The organism is Candidatus Leptofilum sp. (assembly GCF_965223285.1).
In the GTDB taxonomy this organism is placed as follows: Bacteria; Chloroflexota; Anaerolineae; order Promineifilales; family Promineifilaceae; genus Leptofilum.
This window is the reverse complement of record NZ_OZ244997.1, coordinates 4,547,757-4,568,507: the sequence shown is the minus strand read 5'-3', so window position 1 is coordinate 4,568,507 and position 20,751 is coordinate 4,547,757. Positions and strand designations below refer to the sequence as shown.

The 20,751-nt window shown below is 50.2% G+C and carries 18 protein-coding genes; 7 read left to right on the top strand and 11 right to left on the bottom strand.

The features are described from left to right. The first annotated feature begins 34 nt into the window (after positions 1–34). The 3 genes from ACOQPU_RS20555 (at position 35) to hpaD (ending at position 3,535) form a co-directional block, all read left to right on the top strand. Positions 35–772, top strand: coding sequence for a fumarylacetoacetate hydrolase family protein (locus ACOQPU_RS20555; protein ID WP_420641711.1), 738 nt, complete (start codon positions 35–37; stop codon positions 770–772). Between the two features lie 108 nt (positions 773–880). Further along, the gene (gene hpaE, locus ACOQPU_RS20550) at positions 881–2,410 is read left to right on the top strand and encodes a 5-carboxymethyl-2-hydroxymuconate semialdehyde dehydrogenase (protein WP_420641710.1); all 1,530 of its coding nucleotides are present in this window, start codon (positions 881–883) and stop codon (positions 2,408–2,410) included. Positions 2,411–2,548: 138 nt separating this feature from the next. After that, on the top strand, positions 2,549–3,535 hold the full coding sequence (hpaD, locus tag ACOQPU_RS20545) for a 3,4-dihydroxyphenylacetate 2,3-dioxygenase (protein ID WP_420641709.1): 987 nt from the start codon (positions 2,549–2,551) through the stop codon (positions 3,533–3,535). A 92-nt stretch (positions 3,536–3,627) separates the two neighbouring features. Here hpaD and ACOQPU_RS20540 read toward each other — a convergent pair whose 3' ends face one another. Further along, positions 3,628–5,031, bottom strand: a complete 1,404-nt coding sequence (locus ACOQPU_RS20540; RefSeq protein ID WP_420641708.1) for a hypothetical protein — start codon at positions 5,029–5,031, stop codon at positions 3,628–3,630. A 159-nt stretch (positions 5,032–5,190) separates the two neighbouring features. Between ACOQPU_RS20540 and ACOQPU_RS20535 the strand changes: the two genes are divergently transcribed. Beyond that, positions 5,191–5,526 carry a type II toxin-antitoxin system RelE/ParE family toxin gene (locus ACOQPU_RS20535; protein WP_420641707.1) on the top strand — a complete coding sequence of 112 codons (336 nt, stop codon included), beginning with the start codon at positions 5,191–5,193 and terminating at the stop codon, positions 5,524–5,526. Further along, entirely contained in the window at positions 5,523–5,819 is a 297-nt protein-coding gene (locus tag ACOQPU_RS20530) for an addiction module antidote protein (protein WP_420641706.1), read from the top strand. The genes ACOQPU_RS20535 and ACOQPU_RS20530 overlap by 4 nt, the downstream gene beginning before the upstream one ends. A gap of 60 nt (positions 5,820–5,879) precedes the next feature. Here the strand turns inward: ACOQPU_RS20530 and ACOQPU_RS20525 are convergent, their stop codons facing one another. Further along, the gene (locus tag ACOQPU_RS20525) at positions 5,880–6,896 is read right to left on the bottom strand and encodes a fatty acid desaturase (protein ID WP_420641705.1); all 1,017 of its coding nucleotides are present in this window, start codon (positions 6,894–6,896) and stop codon (positions 5,880–5,882) included. A gap of 131 nt (positions 6,897–7,027) precedes the next feature. Further along, complete coding sequence (locus tag ACOQPU_RS20520) at positions 7,028–8,533, bottom strand: bifunctional metallophosphatase/5'-nucleotidase (RefSeq protein WP_420641704.1); 1,506 nt, start codon at positions 8,531–8,533, stop codon at positions 7,028–7,030. Positions 8,534–9,074: 541 nt separating this feature from the next. Here ACOQPU_RS20520 and ACOQPU_RS20515 point away from each other — a divergent pair. Then, positions 9,075–10,058, top strand: a complete 984-nt coding sequence (locus ACOQPU_RS20515) for a vWA domain-containing protein (RefSeq protein WP_420641703.1) — start codon at positions 9,075–9,077, stop codon at positions 10,056–10,058. Beyond that, a complete protein-coding gene (locus tag ACOQPU_RS20510) occupies positions 10,042–10,575 on the top strand; it encodes a hypothetical protein (RefSeq protein ID WP_420641702.1) in 534 nt (177 codons plus the stop codon). The genes ACOQPU_RS20515 and ACOQPU_RS20510 overlap by 17 nt, the downstream gene beginning before the upstream one ends. A 496-nt stretch (positions 10,576–11,071) precedes the next feature. Here the strand turns inward: ACOQPU_RS20510 and mce are convergent, their stop codons facing one another. The 8 genes from mce to ACOQPU_RS20470 all read right to left on the bottom strand — a co-directional run bounded on the left by mce (position 11,072) and on the right by ACOQPU_RS20470 (position 20,684). Beyond that, the gene (gene mce, locus ACOQPU_RS20505; protein WP_420641701.1) at positions 11,072–11,473 is read right to left on the bottom strand and encodes a methylmalonyl-CoA epimerase; all 402 of its coding nucleotides are present in this window, start codon (positions 11,471–11,473) and stop codon (positions 11,072–11,074) included. A 461-nt stretch (positions 11,474–11,934) separates the two neighbouring features. After that, positions 11,935–12,918 (bottom strand): malate dehydrogenase, encoded by a 984-nt coding sequence (locus ACOQPU_RS20500; RefSeq protein ID WP_420641700.1) that lies wholly within the window; start codon positions 12,916–12,918, stop codon positions 11,935–11,937. 284 nt (positions 12,919–13,202) lie between these two features. Continuing rightward, positions 13,203–13,964, bottom strand: a complete 762-nt coding sequence (locus ACOQPU_RS20495; protein WP_420641699.1) for a metallophosphoesterase family protein — start codon at positions 13,962–13,964, stop codon at positions 13,203–13,205. 9 nt (positions 13,965–13,973) lie between these two features. Continuing rightward, positions 13,974–14,825 (bottom strand): TrmH family RNA methyltransferase, encoded by an 852-nt coding sequence (locus ACOQPU_RS20490; protein ID WP_420641698.1) that lies wholly within the window; start codon positions 14,823–14,825, stop codon positions 13,974–13,976. A gap of 83 nt (positions 14,826–14,908) precedes the next feature. After that, a complete protein-coding gene (locus ACOQPU_RS20485) occupies positions 14,909–15,418 on the bottom strand; it encodes a hypothetical protein (protein ID WP_420641697.1) in 510 nt (169 codons plus the stop codon). 64 nt (positions 15,419–15,482) lie between these two features. Further along, positions 15,483–16,376 carry a cytochrome c oxidase assembly protein gene (locus ACOQPU_RS20480; protein WP_420641696.1) on the bottom strand — a complete coding sequence of 298 codons (894 nt, stop codon included), beginning with the start codon at positions 16,374–16,376 and terminating at the stop codon, positions 15,483–15,485. Between the two features lie 132 nt (positions 16,377–16,508). Continuing rightward, positions 16,509–17,036, bottom strand: a complete 528-nt coding sequence (locus ACOQPU_RS20475; protein WP_420641695.1) for a hypothetical protein — start codon at positions 17,034–17,036, stop codon at positions 16,509–16,511. Between the two features lie 90 nt (positions 17,037–17,126). Next, positions 17,127–20,684: an Ig-like domain-containing protein gene (locus tag ACOQPU_RS20470; protein WP_420641694.1), complete on the bottom strand. Its 3,558-nt coding sequence runs from the start codon at positions 20,682–20,684 to the stop codon at positions 17,127–17,129. Positions 20,685–20,751 lie beyond the last annotated feature (67 nt).

Sequence of the window (20,751 nt, the reverse complement as noted above, 5' to 3'; positions counted from 1 at the left end):
TCTGCGAAATCTGCGGATAAATCAAGGAGAAACAATGAAGTTAGCCCGATTCGCCTACAACGGCCAAATTCACGAAGCCGTTTTCAAAAACGACCAACTCTGGGTGGGGAAGGTTGCTTATGATCCAGATGATGTAATGTGGCTCCCCCCGGTAGATGCCCGCGGCTGTACGGCCGTTGGCGTCGCCCTCGGTTACGCCGATCATGCCGTTGAGCTAAAACTAGACGTGCCGGAGTACCCGCTGCTCTTCCACAAGCTGCCCAACACCTTCATCGGCCACAAAGCCAAAGTGATTCGCCCCGATGTGGAATATATGCACTACGAAGGGGAATTGGTGGTGGTGATTGGGCAAAACGGCCGTAACATCCCCGAAGCAGACGCCCTGAACTACGTCTACGGCTACACCATCGGCAACGAATGCACCGTGCGCGACTTTGTCGGCAACTACTACCGTCCCCCCGTCAAAGCCAAAGGGTTCGACACCTTCGGCCCAATGGGCCCCGTACTCGTCACCGCCGATGAAATTGACCCCACCAACACAGAAGTCCGCACCTACGTCAACGGCGAGCTGCGCCAGCAGGGCAACACCAAACATCTGCGCCACAGCGTCGCCCAGCTCATCGCCTACATCTCCGAATTCAAAACGATCCAGCGCGGCGACATCATCTACACCGGCACGCCCAAAGGCATCTCCCACGTCCACGCTGGCGACGTCATGCGTGTAGAAATTGATGGCATTGGCGCACTGGAAAACGAAGTCATCGCGGGATAAATTTAGCCACGGATTTCACGGATTTACACAGATTTCTCTTTTCTCTCTGTGAACCTCCGTGTTCCTCTGTGCATCTCTGTGTTCCGCTTCTAAAAAAGGATTTTACAAATGGCAGCAACAGGAACTCTCAAAGAAAACCTAGAAAAAGTGGCTCCCTACCGAGCCAAGATTGCCGAACGTGGGGTGAAAAACTTCATAAACGGCCGTTCCATCCCAGCCCTCTCCAACAAAACCTTCAACAACCACACCCCCATCGACAACAGCCTCCTCTGCACCGTCGCCGAAGGGGATGTGGCGGATGTAGACGCCGCCGCACAAGCCGCCCACGACGCTTTCCCCGCCTGGGCCGCTCTGCCCGCCAAACAGCGGCGCGACCTGCTCTACCGCGTCGCCGACCTCATCGAAGCCCACGCCGAGGAGATTGCCCTGTTGGAAAGCATCGACACCGGTCAGCCGATACGCTTTATGAGCAAAGCGGCCGTACGCGCCGCCGCCAACTTCCGCTTCTTTGCCGACCGAGTGGAATCGGCCAACGACGGCCTCGCCCTACCCGCCCACGAACACATGAACTACACCATCCGCCAGCCCATCGGCCCGGTCGGCGTCATTACCCCCTGGAACACGCCCTTCATGCTCAGCACCTGGAAAATCGCCCCCGCATTGGCCGCAGGCTGCACCGTCGTCCACAAACCGGCCGAGCTCAGCCCGGTCACCGCCCAGTGCCTCACCGAGCTGATGCACGAGGCAGGCATTCCCGCAGGCGTGGTCAACCTGGTCAACGGCTTTGGCGAGACGGCGGGCAAAGCCCTCACCGAGCATCCGCTCATCAAAGCCATCGCCTTTGTCGGCGAGACGACCACCGGCAGCCACATCATGCGCCAGGGTGCCGATACGCTCAAGCGAGTGCATTTTGAGCTGGGCGGCAAGAACCCCATCATTGTGTTTGCCGATGCAGATTTGGAGCGGGCTTTGGATACGGCCGTCTTCATGAAATACTCCCTCAACGGCGAACGCTGCACCTCCAGCAGCCGCCTGTTGGTGGAACGCACAGTTTATGACGAATTCACCGCCAAGCTGGCCGAGCGCGTCAAAAATCTCAAAGTCGGCCATCCGCTCGACCCCAACACCGAGATTGGCCCCCTCATCCACCAAACCCATTGGGAAAAAGTAAGCAGTTACGTACAAATTGGCCAGGAAGATGGTGCCACGCTGATGGCAGGTGACGGGCAATCCCCTGCCGGATTAGACGACGGCGCCTACATCACCCCTACCTTCTTCAAAGACGCCACCCCCACCATGCGCATCGCCCAGGAAGAAATCTTTGGCCCCTTCCTCACCGCCATCCCCTTCGACACCGACGCCGAAGCGCTAGAAATCGCCAACGGCGTCAACTACGGCCTCACCGCCTACATTTGGACTCGTGACGTGAGCCGCGCCATGCAAATGGCCCACAAAGTTGAAGCAGGCATGGTCTGGGTCAACTCGCAAAACGTGCGCCACCTGCCCACCCCCTTTGGCGGGGTCAAAAACAGCGGCATCGGCCGCGACGGCGGCGACTACAGCTTCGACTTTTACATGGAAACCAAAAATATCAGCATCGCCTTTGGCAACCACAACATCCCAAAACTAGGAGATTAGAGGAGATTTTGCTTTTTAAGAATTATATTGGGTAGGGGCAGACCCCCGTGTCTGCCCACTCTGGGGCGCACACGGGGATGCGCCCCTACCATTACCCGATTTTCAAGTGAACGATTCCCACCCCGCAAGGAGACAACCATGCCAGTACGACACCCTGCCCCAACCCCACCCTTCAACATCATTCGCATGAGCCACATCGAGCTTGGCGTCACCAATTTGGACGCCTCGCGCAAGTTTTACACCGAAATTTTGGGGCTAATTGAAACCGAGCAGGTCGGCAACTCGATCTACCTGCGCGGCCTGGAAGAGCGCAATCACCACTCCTTCGTCCTCACCAAAGTGGAACGGCCGCACGTCATCCGGCTTGGCTTCAAAGTCGCCAGCGAGGCAGATTTAGACAGCATGGCGACCTATTTTGGCACAAAAGGGATGGCGACAGGCTGGGTCACCCAGCACGGTCAGGGCCGCTCGCTGCAAATGCGCGATCCATTTGGGATGCCGCTGGAATTTTGCTACGAATTTGCCCAGGCAGAAAGGATGCTCCAGCAGTACGGCGCGTATCGCGGCTGCCACCCGCAGCGCATCGACCATTTCAACTGCTTCACCCCCAACGTCCAGGCCAGCCACGACTTCTGGGCATTAGAACTCGGCTTCCGCACCACCGAATACACCGTCTCTGAAGATGCCGATCCGCAGCTTTGGGCAATTTGGATGCATCGCAAGGGCAACATCCACGACATGGCCTTCACCAACGGCGCGGGGCCACGCCTGCACCACGTGGCGCTGTGGGTACCCACCGCCATGCACATCATCCACCTCTGCGATTTGATGTCAACAACTGGCTATTTAGACAACATGGAACGCGGCCCCGGGCGGCATGGCATCTCCAACGCCTTCTTCCTCTACGTCCGTGACCCAGACGGCCACCGCATTGAAATTTACACCAGCGACTACCTGACGGTAGACCCTGACCTGGAACCGATCGAGTGGCAGCTCCGCGACCCTCAGCGACAAACCCTGTGGGGCGCCCCCGCTCCCAAATCCTGGTTCGAGGAAGGCTCCCTGCTGGCAGGCGCAAATGTGCAGCCCCCTGTCCTACAGGCCCAACCCATCATCGCCTCGTAGCCGACATCTTTCCGCGCCACAAACACGCGGAAAGAATCCGCGGCTACTACATTATTTTCCAAAATAGATCGTGTAAAGCAGTAGAATACAAATTATTGATAGAATGGCTCAGCAAATGGACAAATTGTCTCATTCCGGTACCAGGCAATGTTCCCGCCCCAATAATAATGATAAACCAGCTCTGGATAAGTTTGCTCAATTTCTTGCAAGACAATCTCACAAGAAGATTCTGGAGAATTCCCTTGCCGTAGAGCATTTACCAACAGCATTGTGAGTGAAATAAACTCCGAGCCTGGTTTACCTTCGGGAAATCGCTCCTGAAGTTGAGCTAACGCCCAATCTACCTTTGCTGTGTTTGCTAGTACAGTGTGCAGTGCCGCTAGCCGAAATAAGGCAAAGGCTTGCTGATATTCTTGCGGATGATCGGGTTCTACTCCCAATTCTTCCGCTGTTTGAATAGGTGCGATGTTGTAAGAGTAGACAGTTGGTAACGTTTGGTTTTGCGCGACATCTTCGTAAAGTTGTGCTGCCGCTATCAAATCATCACTGTCTAATTCATGTTGTGCATCATCGAGCAGATGCACCAAATATTCCGGCTGGCCGAACTCTGTAGTTTGTAAGCGGTAAGTACCGTTTTGCAAGGCAAAAGTTTGTGTGATGGTACGCGGAGGTGCGTAATCTAGATGTCCGACAGTCGAGCCAGATATAATCAACTCTTTTGTACCATCACCATCAATATCGTCTGTTGTTATGCGATCCTTTTGGGAACAACCAAATTCTAATTCTAAATAATCTGGGGAGGCATTAAGAATTGCATTTTCACTCCAAATGAGAACGACTGGTTCAAGAGTACAGGCTGAGCCAGCAAAACCCTCTAAAATAATTACATCTATATGACCATCATTATTCACATCATCAGAGAGTGTGTAGTCAAAAAAGTGATAAGGCCCCTTCCAAAGAGCAAATATCGACTCATAGCTCCCACCACGGCATTGTAAAACAATTGTGCCATGATCTTTATAAGGGAGTGATGCTTCAGAGTATAGGGCTACGTTGAGGACCAGTTCTAGTATCCCGTCATTATTCATATCCACTGGAAAAATTTCATGATCAGTATCCAATGCGTCTAATTGCTCTGGAAGTTGCTCGATTGTTCCAACTTGGTTGAGGTAGGCAACAAGTTTCTCTGAAAACTCTTGAAAATCTACTGGCCTTTCCAGAATAGCATTGCCTCCTGGCTGTGGGCAGGAAAAATCAAGAGGGACTGTTGGTAAAAACGTGGCTGTCGCTGTTGGTACTAGCGTTTGGGATAGGGGAATTGCGGTTGGCGAAGGGGGCAGATGTGTCTCGATTGGCTTAGGTGTTGGGGTTACAGGCGTATTTGTGGGTATCGGCATAGAGGTGGAAAAGTGGAACACTGCCGTTTCCCCCCCAGAATCACATCCTAACAAACAAGTCAGTAGGCAAATAATTAGCAGTATGGCACTTTTCTTCATCTTCAATCCTTTGAAAACGCGGGAAACTTTGACGAGAAGAATTATACAATTTGTGCCAGTTCACAAGCAAGAAAAGTGGCACGGTGAGACACCAGTCACAGCAAAAAAACGCAAGTCCCGAATCTTCACATTTTGTAGCTTTTATGCTACAATCCTTCCATGAGCGACACCCAAATTGAACTGCTTGAATTCTTGACAGATCATGGTCGGAATCCTTTCCGAGATTGGTTGGAAGGGCTGAGAGATCGACAAGCGCGGGCAAGGATTCGAGTGCGGCTCAACCGAATTCGCCTTGGCAATTTTGGGGATTGTAAAAGCGTTGGTGGTGGCGTCAGCGAATTACGAATACCTCATGGCCCAGGCTATAGAGTCTATTTCGGACGAAAGGGCAATACAGTGGTTATTTTGTTGTATGGTGGTGACAAAAAATCGCAATCGAGAGACATAGCACAGGCTCAAGGATATTGGGCTGATTATCTGCGGAGGACAAAATGAACCAAATTACGGCAAAGTATGAAGATGGCCTAAAGGCATCACTGACAAATCCTGAAGAAGCGGCCGCTTACCTGAACGCGGCTCTCGAAGAAAATGATCAGGAAGTTTTCCTGTTGGCAATGCGTGACATTGCCGAAGCACGCGGCTTTTCTCAGGTAGCACAGGAGGCATTTCTGAATCGAGAAAATCTTTACCGCATGTTGTCTTCCAGCGGCAATCCGCAGCTTTCTAGCCTAAATGCGCTGCTAAAAGGCATGGGCTTACGTTTGGCTGTAGAAGTTGAGGCCGTATAGGTTCCCCTACCTCCCCCAAAACAAAAAGTGGCCAACTTTCGTTGGCCACCACTCAAACAATTAGGCACGAGCCATTTTTTTCAGTTCGCCAAAGCCAATGAGGCGGTAGTTGGCCTCGTCCCACAGCCGGTAGCGAATGCATTTGAAGCTTTGCAGCAGCGTCAACGGCTCTACGTGCAGCTCAGGGTTGGCATTGTGGCAAGGCTCCAAATTGTAGTTGGGAATGCGCGGGCTGAGGTGGTGGATGTGGTGAAAGCCAATATTGCCGGTGAACCATTGCAGCACTTTGGGCAATTTATAAAAAGAGCTACCTTCCACAGCGGCCGTTGCGTAATCCCATTCATTGTGACGCTTCCAATAAACCTCTTCATACTGATGCTGCACGTAAAAGAGCCAAACGCCAGCGGAGGCAGCGATAGCCAAAACAGAAAGTTGCAAAACGGCGTAGGTTTGGAAGCCGATCAGCAAGCTCATTAAAATGGTGATCATCAGCAAGGCAATGTTGGTCATCCAGACGCTGCGGCGTTCTCGCTTGCGCCCCTTCAACGGAATGCGATGCACAAACACAAACAAGATCAGTGGCGAAATCACAAACAAAACCAGCGGGTAGCGGTAAATGCGATACGCCGCCCGCAGCCACCAGGGGGAAGCTAAATATTCGTCCACGGTCATCATCCACACATCACCATCACCGCGCCGATCCAGGTCGCCAGAGGCGGAATGGTGCAGGGCATGGCCGTGCCGCCAGGCAAAGAAGGGGGTGAAGGTGACCAGCCCGGTGATAAAGCCCACAATTTCGTTGGCGCGGCGCGATTTGAAAAACGCGCCATGACCACAATCATGAAAAATGATGAAGGCACGCACGGTAAAGCCGCCAGCCAAGATGATCAGCGGCAGCGCAAGCCAAAAGGATATGCGGTAAGCAGGCACCATCAAGAGCCAAACCAAAAAGTATGGCACCAGGGTGTTCACAATTTGCCAGATACTACGGCGCAGGTCTGGCTGTTGGTAGGGGGCCACGGCCGTTTTCCAGGCGCGGGCTTCGGCTAAAATTGGCCGGGTTTGTGATTGGGTCATAAGTTGTCTCTCCAAATGTGATTCTAAGGTTGGGCAGGATACTGAGTGTAATTGTAACGGCCGTTTTCCTAAAAACGAGCAATCCACCAGTAGATAATTCAATTTTTAGCTGTTACTCACCTCGCTACGCTTTATTCTTCCATCAAAGCAGCAAATGCGGCATCAATTGGGGCTTCTGGCGAGGATGCCTGCGCCATGATCCAGTCGATGACGGGCTGCCGCCAGTTGATGGCGGTGTTGTAGCCGTCGGGGTCGTAGGTGGCCAGCAGCGCGTAATCGTCGCCGCCTGCGTACATAAAATCATTCACTAGAACGGTATAAAAAGCGTCTGGGTCTAACTCTTCACTCGTTGCTTTGAGGCGCCAGCGGAAGCTCTCGCGGTAAACGCCACCCACTGCGGCCGAATCTTGTCCCAGCATCGTCTCCAACTGCTCACCCGTGAGCAGCAACTCCACAATCACGTTCTCAAAAGGCATCACGCCCACCACATCTGCCAGGGTGATGTCGCCGGGGGGCAGGTCAGCCCGCATGCCGCCCAGGTTGGTAATGGCCACATCGGCCGTGGGGTAGGCCCACAGCCACGCCTCGGTGATGAGCGACTGCATTCCCTGGCTGCGCCGCAGCAGCCCGTTCTCGCTATACCCAATGGTGCGGTTCAGCTCGGCATCGGCCTCTTCCTGCCAGCGCATCACAATCGCCTCAACTTCGGGATCGGCCATGCCGCCACTGTTGCTGCGTACGCCGTAATCTACGGAGATAACTTCATCATTTTCGATGTCGAATTGGAAGGTGGCATAGGCATAACCAGCAAAGGCCGTGCCGCCTTCCAGCAACACAATGTCGTTCACCTCGCTGGAAAACAGCTCATTGCAGTGGCCGCCGCCCAGCAGGGCAATGCCCAAATCGGCCACGTCCTGCGCTAAAATTTCCAACGATGTTTGGCAAATATGCGCCGGGACCACGATCATCTCCGCGCCCGCTTCACGCACCTGCGGCACCACCTCGCGCAAAGCCGTTTCATAATCCAAAAAGTCAAACTGAGTGATGTTGACGGGATTGGTGGTCGTTGGTGTGCGGGTGGTGGTGAGGCCAATGATGCCTACCTGGATGTCGTTGACGGTGACGAGAATGTACGGCCGTATCCCCAAATCAACCGGCGTCGTCCCATCACTTTTGTAACGAATGTTGGCACTCAAAAAAGGAAACTCCGATTCAGCGGCGCGGGCCTGCAAAGCGTCCAGGCCAAAGTCAAACTCGTGGTTGCCGACGGCCGCAGCATCATACCCCATCGCGTTCATCACCTCCACCATGCTCTGCCCCTGAAACCAGGTAGAGATGGCGGGGCCAGTCCACATATCGCCACCGCTTAATAGCAAAAAATTGCCGTCTGGGGAGTATGATTCAACCGTGCGCCAGAGGCCCATCAGATTGGCGGCAGTAGCTCCGGCCTGCAATCCCGCCATCCAACCGTGTTCATCATTGGTATATAGAATTGTGATTTCGCGGATGCTGTCTTCGGCTGAGACGACCGTTTCTGTTACAGTGGGTTCGAGAATTATTTCATCTGTCGGTGAAGCGTTGGGGGGCGGAACGGCCGTTTCACGGCAGCCAACAACTAATCCAATTAAACTGATCATGAAAAGCATTAAATTCTTATAAAATTTCATAGCATCCTTGTTTTCAAGTACCCATATTGGCTCGTTGCCACTGTTCCTAAAACAGTTTAGTTTACATAACATGGAAAATTCACCTCAAACTATTACACAAATATTACAGACCTTTTGAAAAGGTAAAATAAGTAAAAACTATTATGGGATTTTTATAGACTTTCATTTCTTTATGGATAAGATAACGAAAGGTCTAAGCTAGGTTAAGAGGAACTCCTCCCCCCAAACTGGCACGAGAGAGGCTAATGATGAATCATTAGCTACGCGACTGGAACAACCCTAGTCTAGACTAAGACGAATATCCACCCCTTCCTCGACTCGGATATTTGCCGTAGCTCTAGATAACCACCCTCCTGGTTGATTGAGCGAGCCGCCCCTTGGGCGGTTTTTTTTTGCCGTTTTTCACCCATCGGAACAATAATTCACATTTTATCGTTAATATTGTATGCTCAGGTAACAGGTGTGTGATCCTGCTGCCGTTTTGTTTGACTTTCCAACATACAAGTTCAAAATGATGATACGTGAAAATAAGTTCTTCTCACATAAAATCCTTCGACTAAATCTGTTGCTGCTATTCTTCCTCTTGCTGCTGGCAGCTTGTGGTGGTGCTGATGAATCTGTGGAGGATAGCGGGGAAGCAGATACCAGCACAACAGACGACAGTAGCGACAGTGAAGCAATTGGAGATAGTGACATTGGGGCAACAGGTAGTGAAGAAGACAGCGGCGAAATTCCGCCTACGCCAGAGCCTGGCAGCAAAGTAGAAACAGCCCGCTCAACGCCAGACCCAGCAAGTTCCGGTTTGATTGCCGCTAACCCAAACAGCCCAGCAGATCGCATTGAATCTGTCGAAACGGCCGTTACCACCCCGCTCGATCTCGTTTTGCTTGTTGATGTCACTGGCAGCATGGCAAGCGAGATTATTCACCTTCAGGCAAGTTTGCCTGAATTAACCACAGATTTATCGGCATTGTCAGAATTGGCGACCCTGCGGCTAGGACTCGTAACGTACCGGGATCAGGGCAAAACGGATACAACCCAACTCTTTGATTTTACCGAGGACGCCAGTTTGTTTGCTAACCAGATTGCAAGCTTAACGGCCGTTGGCGGTGGCGACTATCCAGAGGCGGTTGCCAGTGGACTAGATCAGGCAGTTTTCAACCTGGATTGGCGTACAGACTCCACCAAACTTCTAATCATCATCGGCGATGCGCCACCTCATACTCAAAATGCCAATGCACTCACCTACGAAGAAACCAGCCAGCTTGCCGCTGAGCAAAACATCTTCATTTACACAATCGGCAGCGATGGCTTAGATGATGCTGGCGCGGCTATTTACCAACAAATTGCTCAGAATGGCAACGGCCGTTTCCTGTTTGTCACCGATAATCCAGAAAATACCGTTGGCGAAGCAACGGCCGTTTACCCCACAAGCCAGCTATATGCAGTAATTATTGAAATTGTGCAGGAGGTGCTCAATGCGCAAGTTCCTTAAGACAACGGTAAAATGGTCAGCTTTCGTAACAATCAATGCTATTTTCCTATTACTCGTCTGGCTAGCCGCCTGCTCCAGCGAACCAGAGGTTGTGGAAGTCACCCGCGTTGTTACCGAAACCGTTGTTGTTGAAGGTGAAGCCGTTGAGGTCGAAGTAACCCGTGTGGTTACAGAAACAGTGGTAGAAACGGTCGTTGAAGAAGTCGAAGAAATGGAGGAGGAAGCCACTGGGGACGATCTTCCATCAGCCACAGGCAGTGAAGATGATTCTGGCCCCCTTCCCCCTGAGCCAGATGATGGGCCAAAAGTAACTTCACGAACAGGCATTCCCGTTGCAGAAGCTACGACGCTGGAGGAAGCTGGGTTAGAAACGGCCGTTCCCCACCGCGCTATCCCAGAAAACGGCAGCAGCAGTGAAGAACCAACGTCCATTACTGTCGCAAGCAATGTAACTGCGAACGAATGGCAAAAACTGTGTCGGCTCGCCAAGAAACTGCACAAAAAACGTTGTGGCTAAGTTGACGCATCTAACAGCAGGCTTGGCCGAGGATGATCTTGCCAAACAAAAAGAGAGGCCAGACTCTCGCCTGGCCTCTCACTATGGAAGTAAACACCTACTGTGAAGTAAACGAGGCAGGGCACCTGTTTACAACAACCCGATTCAACAACTCGCTGTAAGAGTACCCCTGGCAGGATACTGGCTCACCCAAAAACTACTATCTTGAAGAGGCAGTTTTTCCTCTGACCTTTAGAATCAAGTCAGATAGTTAAGCCGTCGTAAGATTTTACGCTGTGGAGTGCAATCATAACCACAAATTTTTAGGAAGCTGGTGCTGTCACAAATGTGTCCAACAAACCAAGACAATCCAGATTACACATTATGTTTTGACTCTGCCGTTTCATCTTTAACGGCGGCTTATACGTCAATAATAACAGCTTTAAGCTGAATCAATAGTGACATTTGTCACAAGCGACTTATGACATTCTTCAAGAACCAGCAATGCCCTCAGAATCTAGCTTAATTCGTACAACTCAACCAGTACCCCATTCGCAGCTTTCGGGTGGATAAAAGCGAATTTACGGCCGTCTGACCCCACAGCAGGCACGTCATTGATTAGCTGGATTTCGAATGACTTCAACTTCGCCAAGGCTGCTTCAATATCGTCCACTTCAAAACAGATATGATGCATTCCAGCCCCACGCTTCTGTAAATATTTTGCCACGCCGCTCTCGTCATCAGTCGGTTGCAGAAGTTCAATCTTGGTATTGCCAACAGGCAAAAAAGCAACGTCCACAGCCTGGCTGGCCACATGTTCCTTGTGTGCTAATTCTAAGCCAAGGGCATCTACCCAAAACGCTGTCGCATCATCCAGGTTTTCTACAACAACCGCAATATGGTTTACTTTTTTTATCATCTACTACACCGATCCTTTTTGCAACATCATCCTCTGGGCAAGTCACTAGAAGGTTCTTGCAACAAGCGAGCGCATTGGTGGATATTTGTTTACATAAAAACTTCAACGAGACTCACTCTTAGGCAAGATTTTTGTGACTTATCATCAAAGTGTAAAAGAGTTTACATTTGCTATGTAGCCGGGTCACCAACCAATTTCGCTAAACCAATCTAAACTATTGGATATAGTTAAGCTGTATTAGATTTTAGATTTGTAGAGGTATTTGTAACAAAATTGTATTTTTAAATATTTATCCTCTTAACTTCCTCTTTTCTCCTTCTTCTCCTCTTCCCGCAAAGAGCCTCGCTTGGCGAGGCTTTTTGTATTTTAGGAACAAGGCAGATTTGCCAAAAAATAACATCCGATGCGCGTAACACGCATCGGATGCTTTAATACAAAGTTGAATTACATCGCACGGCACTTTACTTTAGCAGATCTGCTACAACCGATTTTTCGTTTTTCAGCTCTTCTTCAGTAATGGATACTTTCTCGCGAGCAAAGTCACTCCAGGTTAACCCTTGAACAATCGAGTAGCCACCAGCACCATCGCTGGTCACTGGTACCGAGAAAATTAACCCCTCTTCAATGCCATAGCTGCCATCAGAAGGAACGGCCGCAGAAAACCAATGACCCTCTGGTGTTTTGCTTTCAAAGCTCATCACATGGTCCAACGTCGCATTCGCGGCAGATGCAGCGGATGATTTTCCACGTGCCTTAATAATTGCTGCACCACGCTTTTGCACTGTAGTAATAAACTCACCCCGTAGCCAATCATGGTCGGTAATGACTTCCATTACTGGTTGTCCATTTATCTTGGCATTCTCTGCATCCGGGTATTGAGTCGCACTATGGTTGCCCCAAATGGTGACATTACGTACCGCGCTAACCGGAACGCCCGCCTTTTGCGCCAACTGAGCATAAGCGCGATTCTGATCCAGGCGGGTTAGCGCACTAAACCGCTCATTAGGTAAATCAGAATTGTTCATGGCAATAAGGCAATTGGTATTTGCTGGATTGCCGACCACAACAACGCGTGCATCGCTAGCGGCTTTGTTTAGAGCGCGCCCCTGTCCTACAAAAATTGGGCCATTTTCACGGATGAGGTCACCGCGCTCCATGCCAGCACCACGGGGTTTTGAGCCAACGAGCAAAGCCCAGTTGACACCATCAAAGGCTGTTTCTGCATTGTCGGTTACGATGACACTCTCCAAAAGTGGGAAAGCACAATCGTTCAATTCCATTACCACCCCTTCCAAAGCTGGCAATGCGGGCGTGATTTCTAGCAAATGGAGCGAAATTTTTGTGTCTGCGCCAAATACTTCACCGGAAGCAAGGCGGAATAGAAGCGAATAACCAATGTTGCCAGCCGCGCCGGTAACAGCAACTTTTACGTTTTTTCTTGACATAAAACTCTCCTTCAGAGCATACATTATGTTAATATCAGGTTTGGTTTTGTTATTTTGTTAATTGAGGTGTGAACCTAAGTTAATTATCGTCATGGTACTAAAACTAGCAACCACTTAAGGGAAAACCATGACATTTTTCAATTTTTAGCTGATATTATGCACCTAAATTGAGAAAACATATGCTGGTCTGCCAAACCAATTATCGAGCCATCCAAGGAATCGGGGCTTTTGGATGCTTCCCGCAGGCCAAGTATTGCTATTGAGCGTTTTAAATTTTGTAGGTCTTATATTTCGTTGAGCAGTTCGGTAAGCGTTATCCAGTTTTGTAGCCAATCACTTGTTTCTGGCATTCTGGCGTCGATACCTGCTTGTCTGATAGCCCTCATATTGACGGGCACGCGACGCAAATCTACGCTAATGGTGCTGTCTTCTGAGGTAATGATAGCGTACTCTGCCCAGGGCATTACGCGAGGGCCACGGTCTGTGAAAGGCATCTGCTCAAAAGGCAAGCCAACACTACCTGCATTAACAAGTAAAATGCCATTATGCTGACGAAGCATTTGTACGTGAGTATGACCACCGGCCATGACGGTAGCGCGACGGCCGGTTAGCATTTCGTTGACTTTTTCCGAGGGGGTTGTAGCAAAAATATTGTCTGTATGTCGACGGGGTGAGCCGTGAAAGCAGATAAGCGTACTATCTCCTTCCAACTTGACTTTGAGCATCGGCTGAAAAGAGCGCATGAATTGGTAATCTTCTGGCGTTAGTCGTGCTCGGCACCAGGTTAGCACGTCATTGAACCATTGGGTTCCGCGCATGTAGGCTTGCCCCAACGAGGGTCTGAACAGGTATGTTTCGTGGTTACCAATGATACAGGGGCAGTCGAGATCGCGTAAAAGCTGTAATACTTCATGGGGTTGTGGGCCTAATGTCGCCGCATCGCCAAGAAAGATGATCTCGTCAACGCTCTGACGGTCAATGTCAGCCAAAACGGCCTCAAAAGAGACTAGATTCCCGTGAATGTCTGAGATTAGCGCAATTCGCATATGGTGTATTTACTGAGCCTCGCTTGTACCAGGTGCAGTTTCTTGGCGCTGGCGAACAGCCTCAAATACAACAACGGCCGTTGCCACTGACAAATTCAAGCTATCTATGGTACCAAACATCGGAATTTTCAGGCGGATGTCGGCATGGGACAACCAAAAGGGATGTACGCCGTATGCTTCGCTGCCCATAACTAGTGCTATTTTGCCGCGAAGATTGGTTTGTGTGTACGGCCGTTCGCCTTCTGGCGTGAGTACGGCAACTGCGATTTCATGTTGGTGCAGCCAGGGGAGCAGTTCATCGGCTGGCACTTCTACAACTGGGCGGGTGAACAGTGCCCCCAGGCTAGCCCGAACGACGTTGGGATTATGAATATCGGTCCCGCGATTGTCCGGTTGGCTGGTCACAATCACGGCATCCACACCAGCCGCATCGGCCGTGCGCAAAATGGCACCGAGGTTGCCCGGCTTTTCACCACCATCAATGACGAGTAGGAGCGGGGCTTCGGGAAGCGACAATGTTTTAAGCGTTTGGTGGAGATAAGGGATGGTCAGCAATATGCCACCACTTTGGCCCCGGTACGCTGCTTTGGCAAAAAGCTCTGGCGTTACGGTAAACAGGGCCATGTTGGTGGTTTGGGCTAAAGATTGAAGCTGGGAATAAACGGCCTTTTCCGCCGCATCGGTGATAAGTTCCGGGCAAACATATGCTTCGTGCGGCACAATGCCGCTTTGTAAAGCAGAATTTATCTCGCGGATGCCTTCGACAACTGTCATCTGCTGAGCATCTCGGTACCGTCTGTTTTGTAGCTTGAGAATGTTTTTGATGCGCGAGTTTTGCAAGCTGGTTAATAAAGTCGTCATGGAATTTCGGGTTATTTAACTGGAACGCAGCACAACGCCTGCAACGTTTTTGTGATTACGGCTGTTAAATTCTAAGCTGCACTTTACAACAACGTGATAAAACCATATTCCTTTTCCTGGCCAGCTATCGCCTGCACATACCGTTTCGCCAGAAATTCTTTTATTTGCCGGAACACAGCTTCGTAAAATGGCTCCAATTCACCCCGCTTATCTTCTGGGATTTTGATTTCACGGCCGTTTGGGCCTAGTTTGACAATAAAGTTTGGCCCTACCTTTTTAATGAAGAAGCTAAGAACCAACGAGAGCGGATACGCGCCTGATGCTTCCATGAGGTTTAGTTCTACGCCAAAGTGCCAAAAAGATTGAGCATCCATGCGCATGGCCCCAGCCAGGGCATAGAATTTGTTATTGGGGTCTAGGTCTTCACCAAGCGGAATATACGTGATTTCACGTTCTTGCGGCCATTCAAAATATTCCACCATGCCAAAGACAAGGTCACGCGCAAAGTTGCGGCAGGTTTCCTCATAATCTCGAAATGACTTTCGTGCAAAGCTATAGCTTTGTATCAACTCTTCATATTTGGATTTGGACATGGTTCACCCTCATTTTTTTTGCCTAGCAGTTGATACATTAGACGATTTGCCATTTTTTGACAAGCTATTTTGATGGCGGGGCATAGGCTGAGGTATTTCCAAATCCGGGAGCCAACATTGCTTCTTCTGTAGACCAGACTGATTCTGGAAGTTTGGGCTTGTCATCTTCGTCTTTTAGCCAATCCCGCATGAGCAAGACGGCCGTCCACGTAAACACAATGCCGCCGAAAACCCAGACAAGACCTGCGCCCAAACTTTGGTCGGTAATGTCTAAGGCAGCAGTGTTCAGATGGAGTTCAGCGGGATATTCGTAGACGGCCGTTCCTGAAAATAACAGCACCAGGCCAACCAACTTTATGGGCGATGCGCCGAGCGCGGCGTACCCAACCCGCCACAGCAGCGGCAGCGGAGAATGCAGCCGGGGTGACACTGCTAAAATATGCCACCAGTAGAGAACGGCCGTTCCCACAAGTGTCAGGTTCTCTAAACGATGAAGCCACCGATTTTGCAACAATAGCTGATTCAGTTGAACGTCATGCCACAACCAAAACGTAGCGGCAAACATAAACCAGACCAGTAGCGGCCGCATAGCCATCATCAAAATAGAATAGAAACTGGGGGCATTCTGGGGAAGCTGCTGCAACGCTTCTTGAAACCGACGCGGCAGACCCGCATGCAATATAGGCCAGGGGTTGCCACTAAGAAAGCAAAGCGGAATGAGCGATATGAACAACAGTCGCTGCAAAACGTGGAAGGAAAAGTAACGTGCGGCCATGCTGTGCAGTGGCGAAAACAAGGCACCTGCCAGCAACAAGCTAGCCAGCGCAAAGGTGAAGATACGCCCTGGCTGTGACAGCAGGGTGCCTGACCCAGCTTGTGCTTGACGCTGCCAACCACGCAAATAGAGCATTACGGCCGTTGCCAACGCCACACCAATCACTATATCCAATACCGTCATTAATTGCACCTGTTGTCCGTTGCTGAATCCAAAATTTATTTTAGCACAACTCAACAATTGGACAGAGGCAACAAAAAAGCCTGGCACCACAAATTGCAGCACCAGGCTCAAAATTTTCTTCTAACAGCCTATTTACGGTTGCAGCATCAAGTCCAGGGCCATGAGATCGCCGCTTTTGGTCGGTAAGTAAAACGGATCGCTGGTGTTGAGCAAACGGCCGTCATCAACCGCAAACATCTGCCAGCGGTACGGCCCCGTGCCTAGCTGGGCATCGGCAAACCAGAACTCTTTCATGCCCACCCAATCCTCTTTTTGTTGAATGGCATCTAACGACCCTTGCCAGCCCGCCACATCTTGCCAAACGCCATCTTCATCCAGCCATTGCACCTTAAGCCATAAATCTTCTTGCCAATGCATACTTTCCCAGGGCCAATTTTGGCTAAAGTGCGCCTGCAAATGCATCCGCGCTCCTTGTCCAGTCGCCACAACAGGCAAATCTGTGATTGGCGTTTCGGGTGCATCTTCACGTGGTGGCAGTTCATACCCATCGGCCGTGGCCGAGCCAGCAGCAACCAACAACAAACCAAATGCTGCCAGGCTAAATAGTCCTATGAGATAGTAAATACCAATTCGGCCGATTCCATATTGTCCTTGTTTCATTTTCAAAGCTCCCTCATCAAAGTGATGATTGTGTTACAAAATAGCTTGCTTTATCTAACGCTAACTCTTAACCGAGCAAACCATATTTATTTACCGGAGTGGCAACGCTAACGGTTGCCCAATAAATTGTGCTTCCAACGGATCATCCTGATCATTCTCGAATGGCAAAGCATCGCCAGATATAAATTCTGAACTCACGTTGTTATATGGTTCACCCAAAATCTCGTGTGTTTCCAGTACCCCACCGTAGGTGGTGGAAAGGTGAGCTGAATCTACCTGGGCATACACCGAAGCGCCGTCAGGCAAACTGCCACCGTAGCTGCTATTCGCTTCTGAATAATACAAATTGAGTGCGCCAGGGTCCGTGCTGTAGGTTAACGTGAGTGAGCCGCCAGCAGGGATGGCAACATCTACCCCCCACACAATGCCTTCGGTACCGACATCTGACCAAATTTCGTTTGCATGTGTTGGCACCGGGTCTGGCGCAATGTAAAGATCAACCCAAAAGCCACTGCTGGTTGCCTGCGTTCCCTGATTTTCAATGACAACTTCAATAAGGTCGCTGCTGGCAATGATATTGGTTACTACCAGATCAGGAGCATTTACAAAGTTATTGGTGATGGCTGGCATGAATACCTCATATAAACCCAGCTGTATTGTAACGGTGCCAGTATCGCTGCCCGTCGTGCCGTCGCTGATGGTGTAGGTGAAGGTATCAGTGCCAACTTCGCCAGGATTAGGGGTGTAGGTAAGGGTGCTGCCGTCGTGGGTGACGCTGCCCTTGCTGCCCTGGGTAACGGCCGTAATCGTCAAACTATCATCTTCAGGATCAGTGTCATTGTCTAACACGTTTATGGTAACGGCCGTATCGGGGGGCGTTGCACTGGTGTCATCCACGGCAACCGGATCATCATTGATTGGGTTGATGGTCACATTGACCGTAATCGCGTCTGCACCACCGTTACCATCCGTTACCAGAATCATAAAGCTATCACTGCCATTGTAATTGGCTAAGGGTGTATAGCTAATGGCTTTGGATGCACCTGTGCCGCTTACAGATGCAATGCCGTTGCTAGCCTGGCTTTGAACTCCCCAGGTTAGACTGTCGGCATCTGGATCAGTGGCGTTAAGCGTCAGGTTAAACGGTGTCGGGTTCCCATCCTCGTCCATCGTTACACTAGTGGAAGTGCCTTCCGTTATTTCTGGCGGGAAGTTCACATCATCCACGCTTACGTTGATGGTGGCAGTGTCAGTGCCGGTACGGCCGTCGCTGATGGTGTAGGTAAACGTCTCAGTTCCAATAAAGGAAACATCCGGCGTGTAAGAAAGGCTTGTGCCACCAACACCACCGATAATACTGACCGTCCCGCCATTGTCTGTAGGGCCAACGGCCGTAATCGTCAACCTTTCGCCTGTATCGGGGTAAATATCATCATTCAGCAAGGGATAGAGTGTGTTGTTGCTGCTCTGCTCATCAACGCTGGGGTAATCATCTACGGCAGTTGGATCATCATTGGTTTCATTAATGGTTACATTGACGGTGATATCATCTGTGCCGCCGCGCCCGTCGCTGACGCGCACTACAAACGAGTCGGAGCCATTCATATTGGCATTGGGCGCATAATCTACATTCACCGATGTGCCTGTATTGCCCCCAGAAAAGCTGGCAGTACCAATATTGCCCTGATCATGGATGCTCCAGGTTAAGCTATCTGCATCTCCATCGCTAGCGGTTAAATTCAATAGCGGTGAAAGCGTTCCATCTTCATCAACAGAGATGCTTTGCGGGCTTACCTGGTCAATAATGGGGTCCTCATTTACATCTTGCACCGTGATGGTAACGGTAGCTGTATCAGAACGATTTGTACTGTCTTCAATAGTGTATGTAAACGTATCTGTACCGACAAACCCTGCTTGAGGCGTATACAAAATAGTGCTGCCATTAATAGTTGCCACACCATTTTGCGTGGTGGGATTATCAACGGCCGTAATCGTAAATGTCTCACTAACATTATCAGGATCAGTATCGTTGCTCAGCACCATTAATGTGTTGTTGCTAGAATTCTCGTCCACCGTATAGCCGTCATCTGCCGCGTTGGGGTCATCGTCCTGGCTGGCAATGTTGATTGTTACGGTAGCACTGCCAGAATTAACGGTGCCGTCGTTGGCAAAATAGGTGAAGGAGTCTGAGCCATTATAATTGGCATTGGGCGTGTAAGTGAAACTGCCATTGGGGTTAAGGGTCAAGGTTCCATTGCTAGTTGTTGTGTTTATTACGGCCGTCAGGGTTCCCACATCATCCGTATCTACATCAGTATCGTTGGCCAACACGCCAGCGGCTCTATTGATATTCAATTGCACATCTTCGGTCGCATTGTAAGGTCCGTCACCCGAAGCAACAGGAGCGTCGTTCACGCCAGTCAAGTTAATTGTGACAGTTCCGGTATCCGTTCCTGTGTCGCCATCGGATATTGTGTAATCAAAGGAGTCTGACGTAGTATCGCCTGCATCAAGGGCTTGAATGGTGGCCGAACCAGTTGGATCATAGCTAAATGTACCGTCAGCATTCACCGAAACGGCCGCTCCCATCGAACTTGTTGCATCAAAACCCGTAACGGTTAGAGGATCGTTCTCCGGGTCAGTATCATTGTCAAGCAGACCATCCGCCGGAAGGGAAACAGTGCGCACCGTATCTTCATCGGTTGCGTATGTATCACTGTTGGCGGTGGGGTTATCATTGGTGCCGGTAACGTTAATGGTCACGGTGGCAATGTTGGAATCGGCAAAACCGTCATTGGCATGGTAGGTAAAGGAATCTGTGCCGTCAAACTGGGATGCAGGCATATAGGTAAATGTACCATTTGCATTGAGCGTGACGGTACCGTTGGCTGGTTGAGTATCCAGTACGGCCGATAATGTATCAACTGGATTCTGGTCTTGATCGGTATCATTAGCCAAGACGCCATTGGCCACCACATTGACATTTAACTGGGTATCTTCTGTGGCATTATACGTGCCGTCATTCACCGCAACGGGCGCATCATTCGCATCGTTGATGGTAATAATAACGGGGGCAATATCGCTCAAACCACCGTCACTCGCCAGCACATAGATGGTGTACAAGATCGTACCCGACTCAAAATCAATTTGAGCCGTATCTACAATCCTGATTTCGCCATCATCACTATCAATAGCAAAAGCGGTGACGGGGCCAGGTACAAGACTATAAACGATAGTATCGCCAGGATCATTATCCGTGGCAGAAACAGTCCCGACCAAACTACTGTTGGGCAGATTCTCATCGATGTTGAATTCGTAAAAGCCTTGATCCATTTGCGGCGGATCGTTCACATTTTGCACATTGATAATAACGGTTGCGGGCGTTGTACCGTCTGTATTGGTTGCTTCAACAGTTAATGAAAATTGAGGAGTCGTTTCATAATCAACTTGGGTTCCGTCGGCCACACGGAGAATACCGCTGTTATCGATGGTAAATGCCCCGCTGCCCGTGCCATTACCAGCCGTAATGGCATAGCTGGTTGCATCTGTAGCCACCACCTGCCCTACTAACGTTCCTGTTGAGCTGTTTTCCGTGATGGAAAATGGCCCGTTAGCTGTAAATACCGGGGCAGCAGCAAAGACGCTCATTGGCGCAAAGAAACTTATTAGCAAAACCAATAAAACCATCTTGTTTTTGGCCCAACTGAAGAAAACA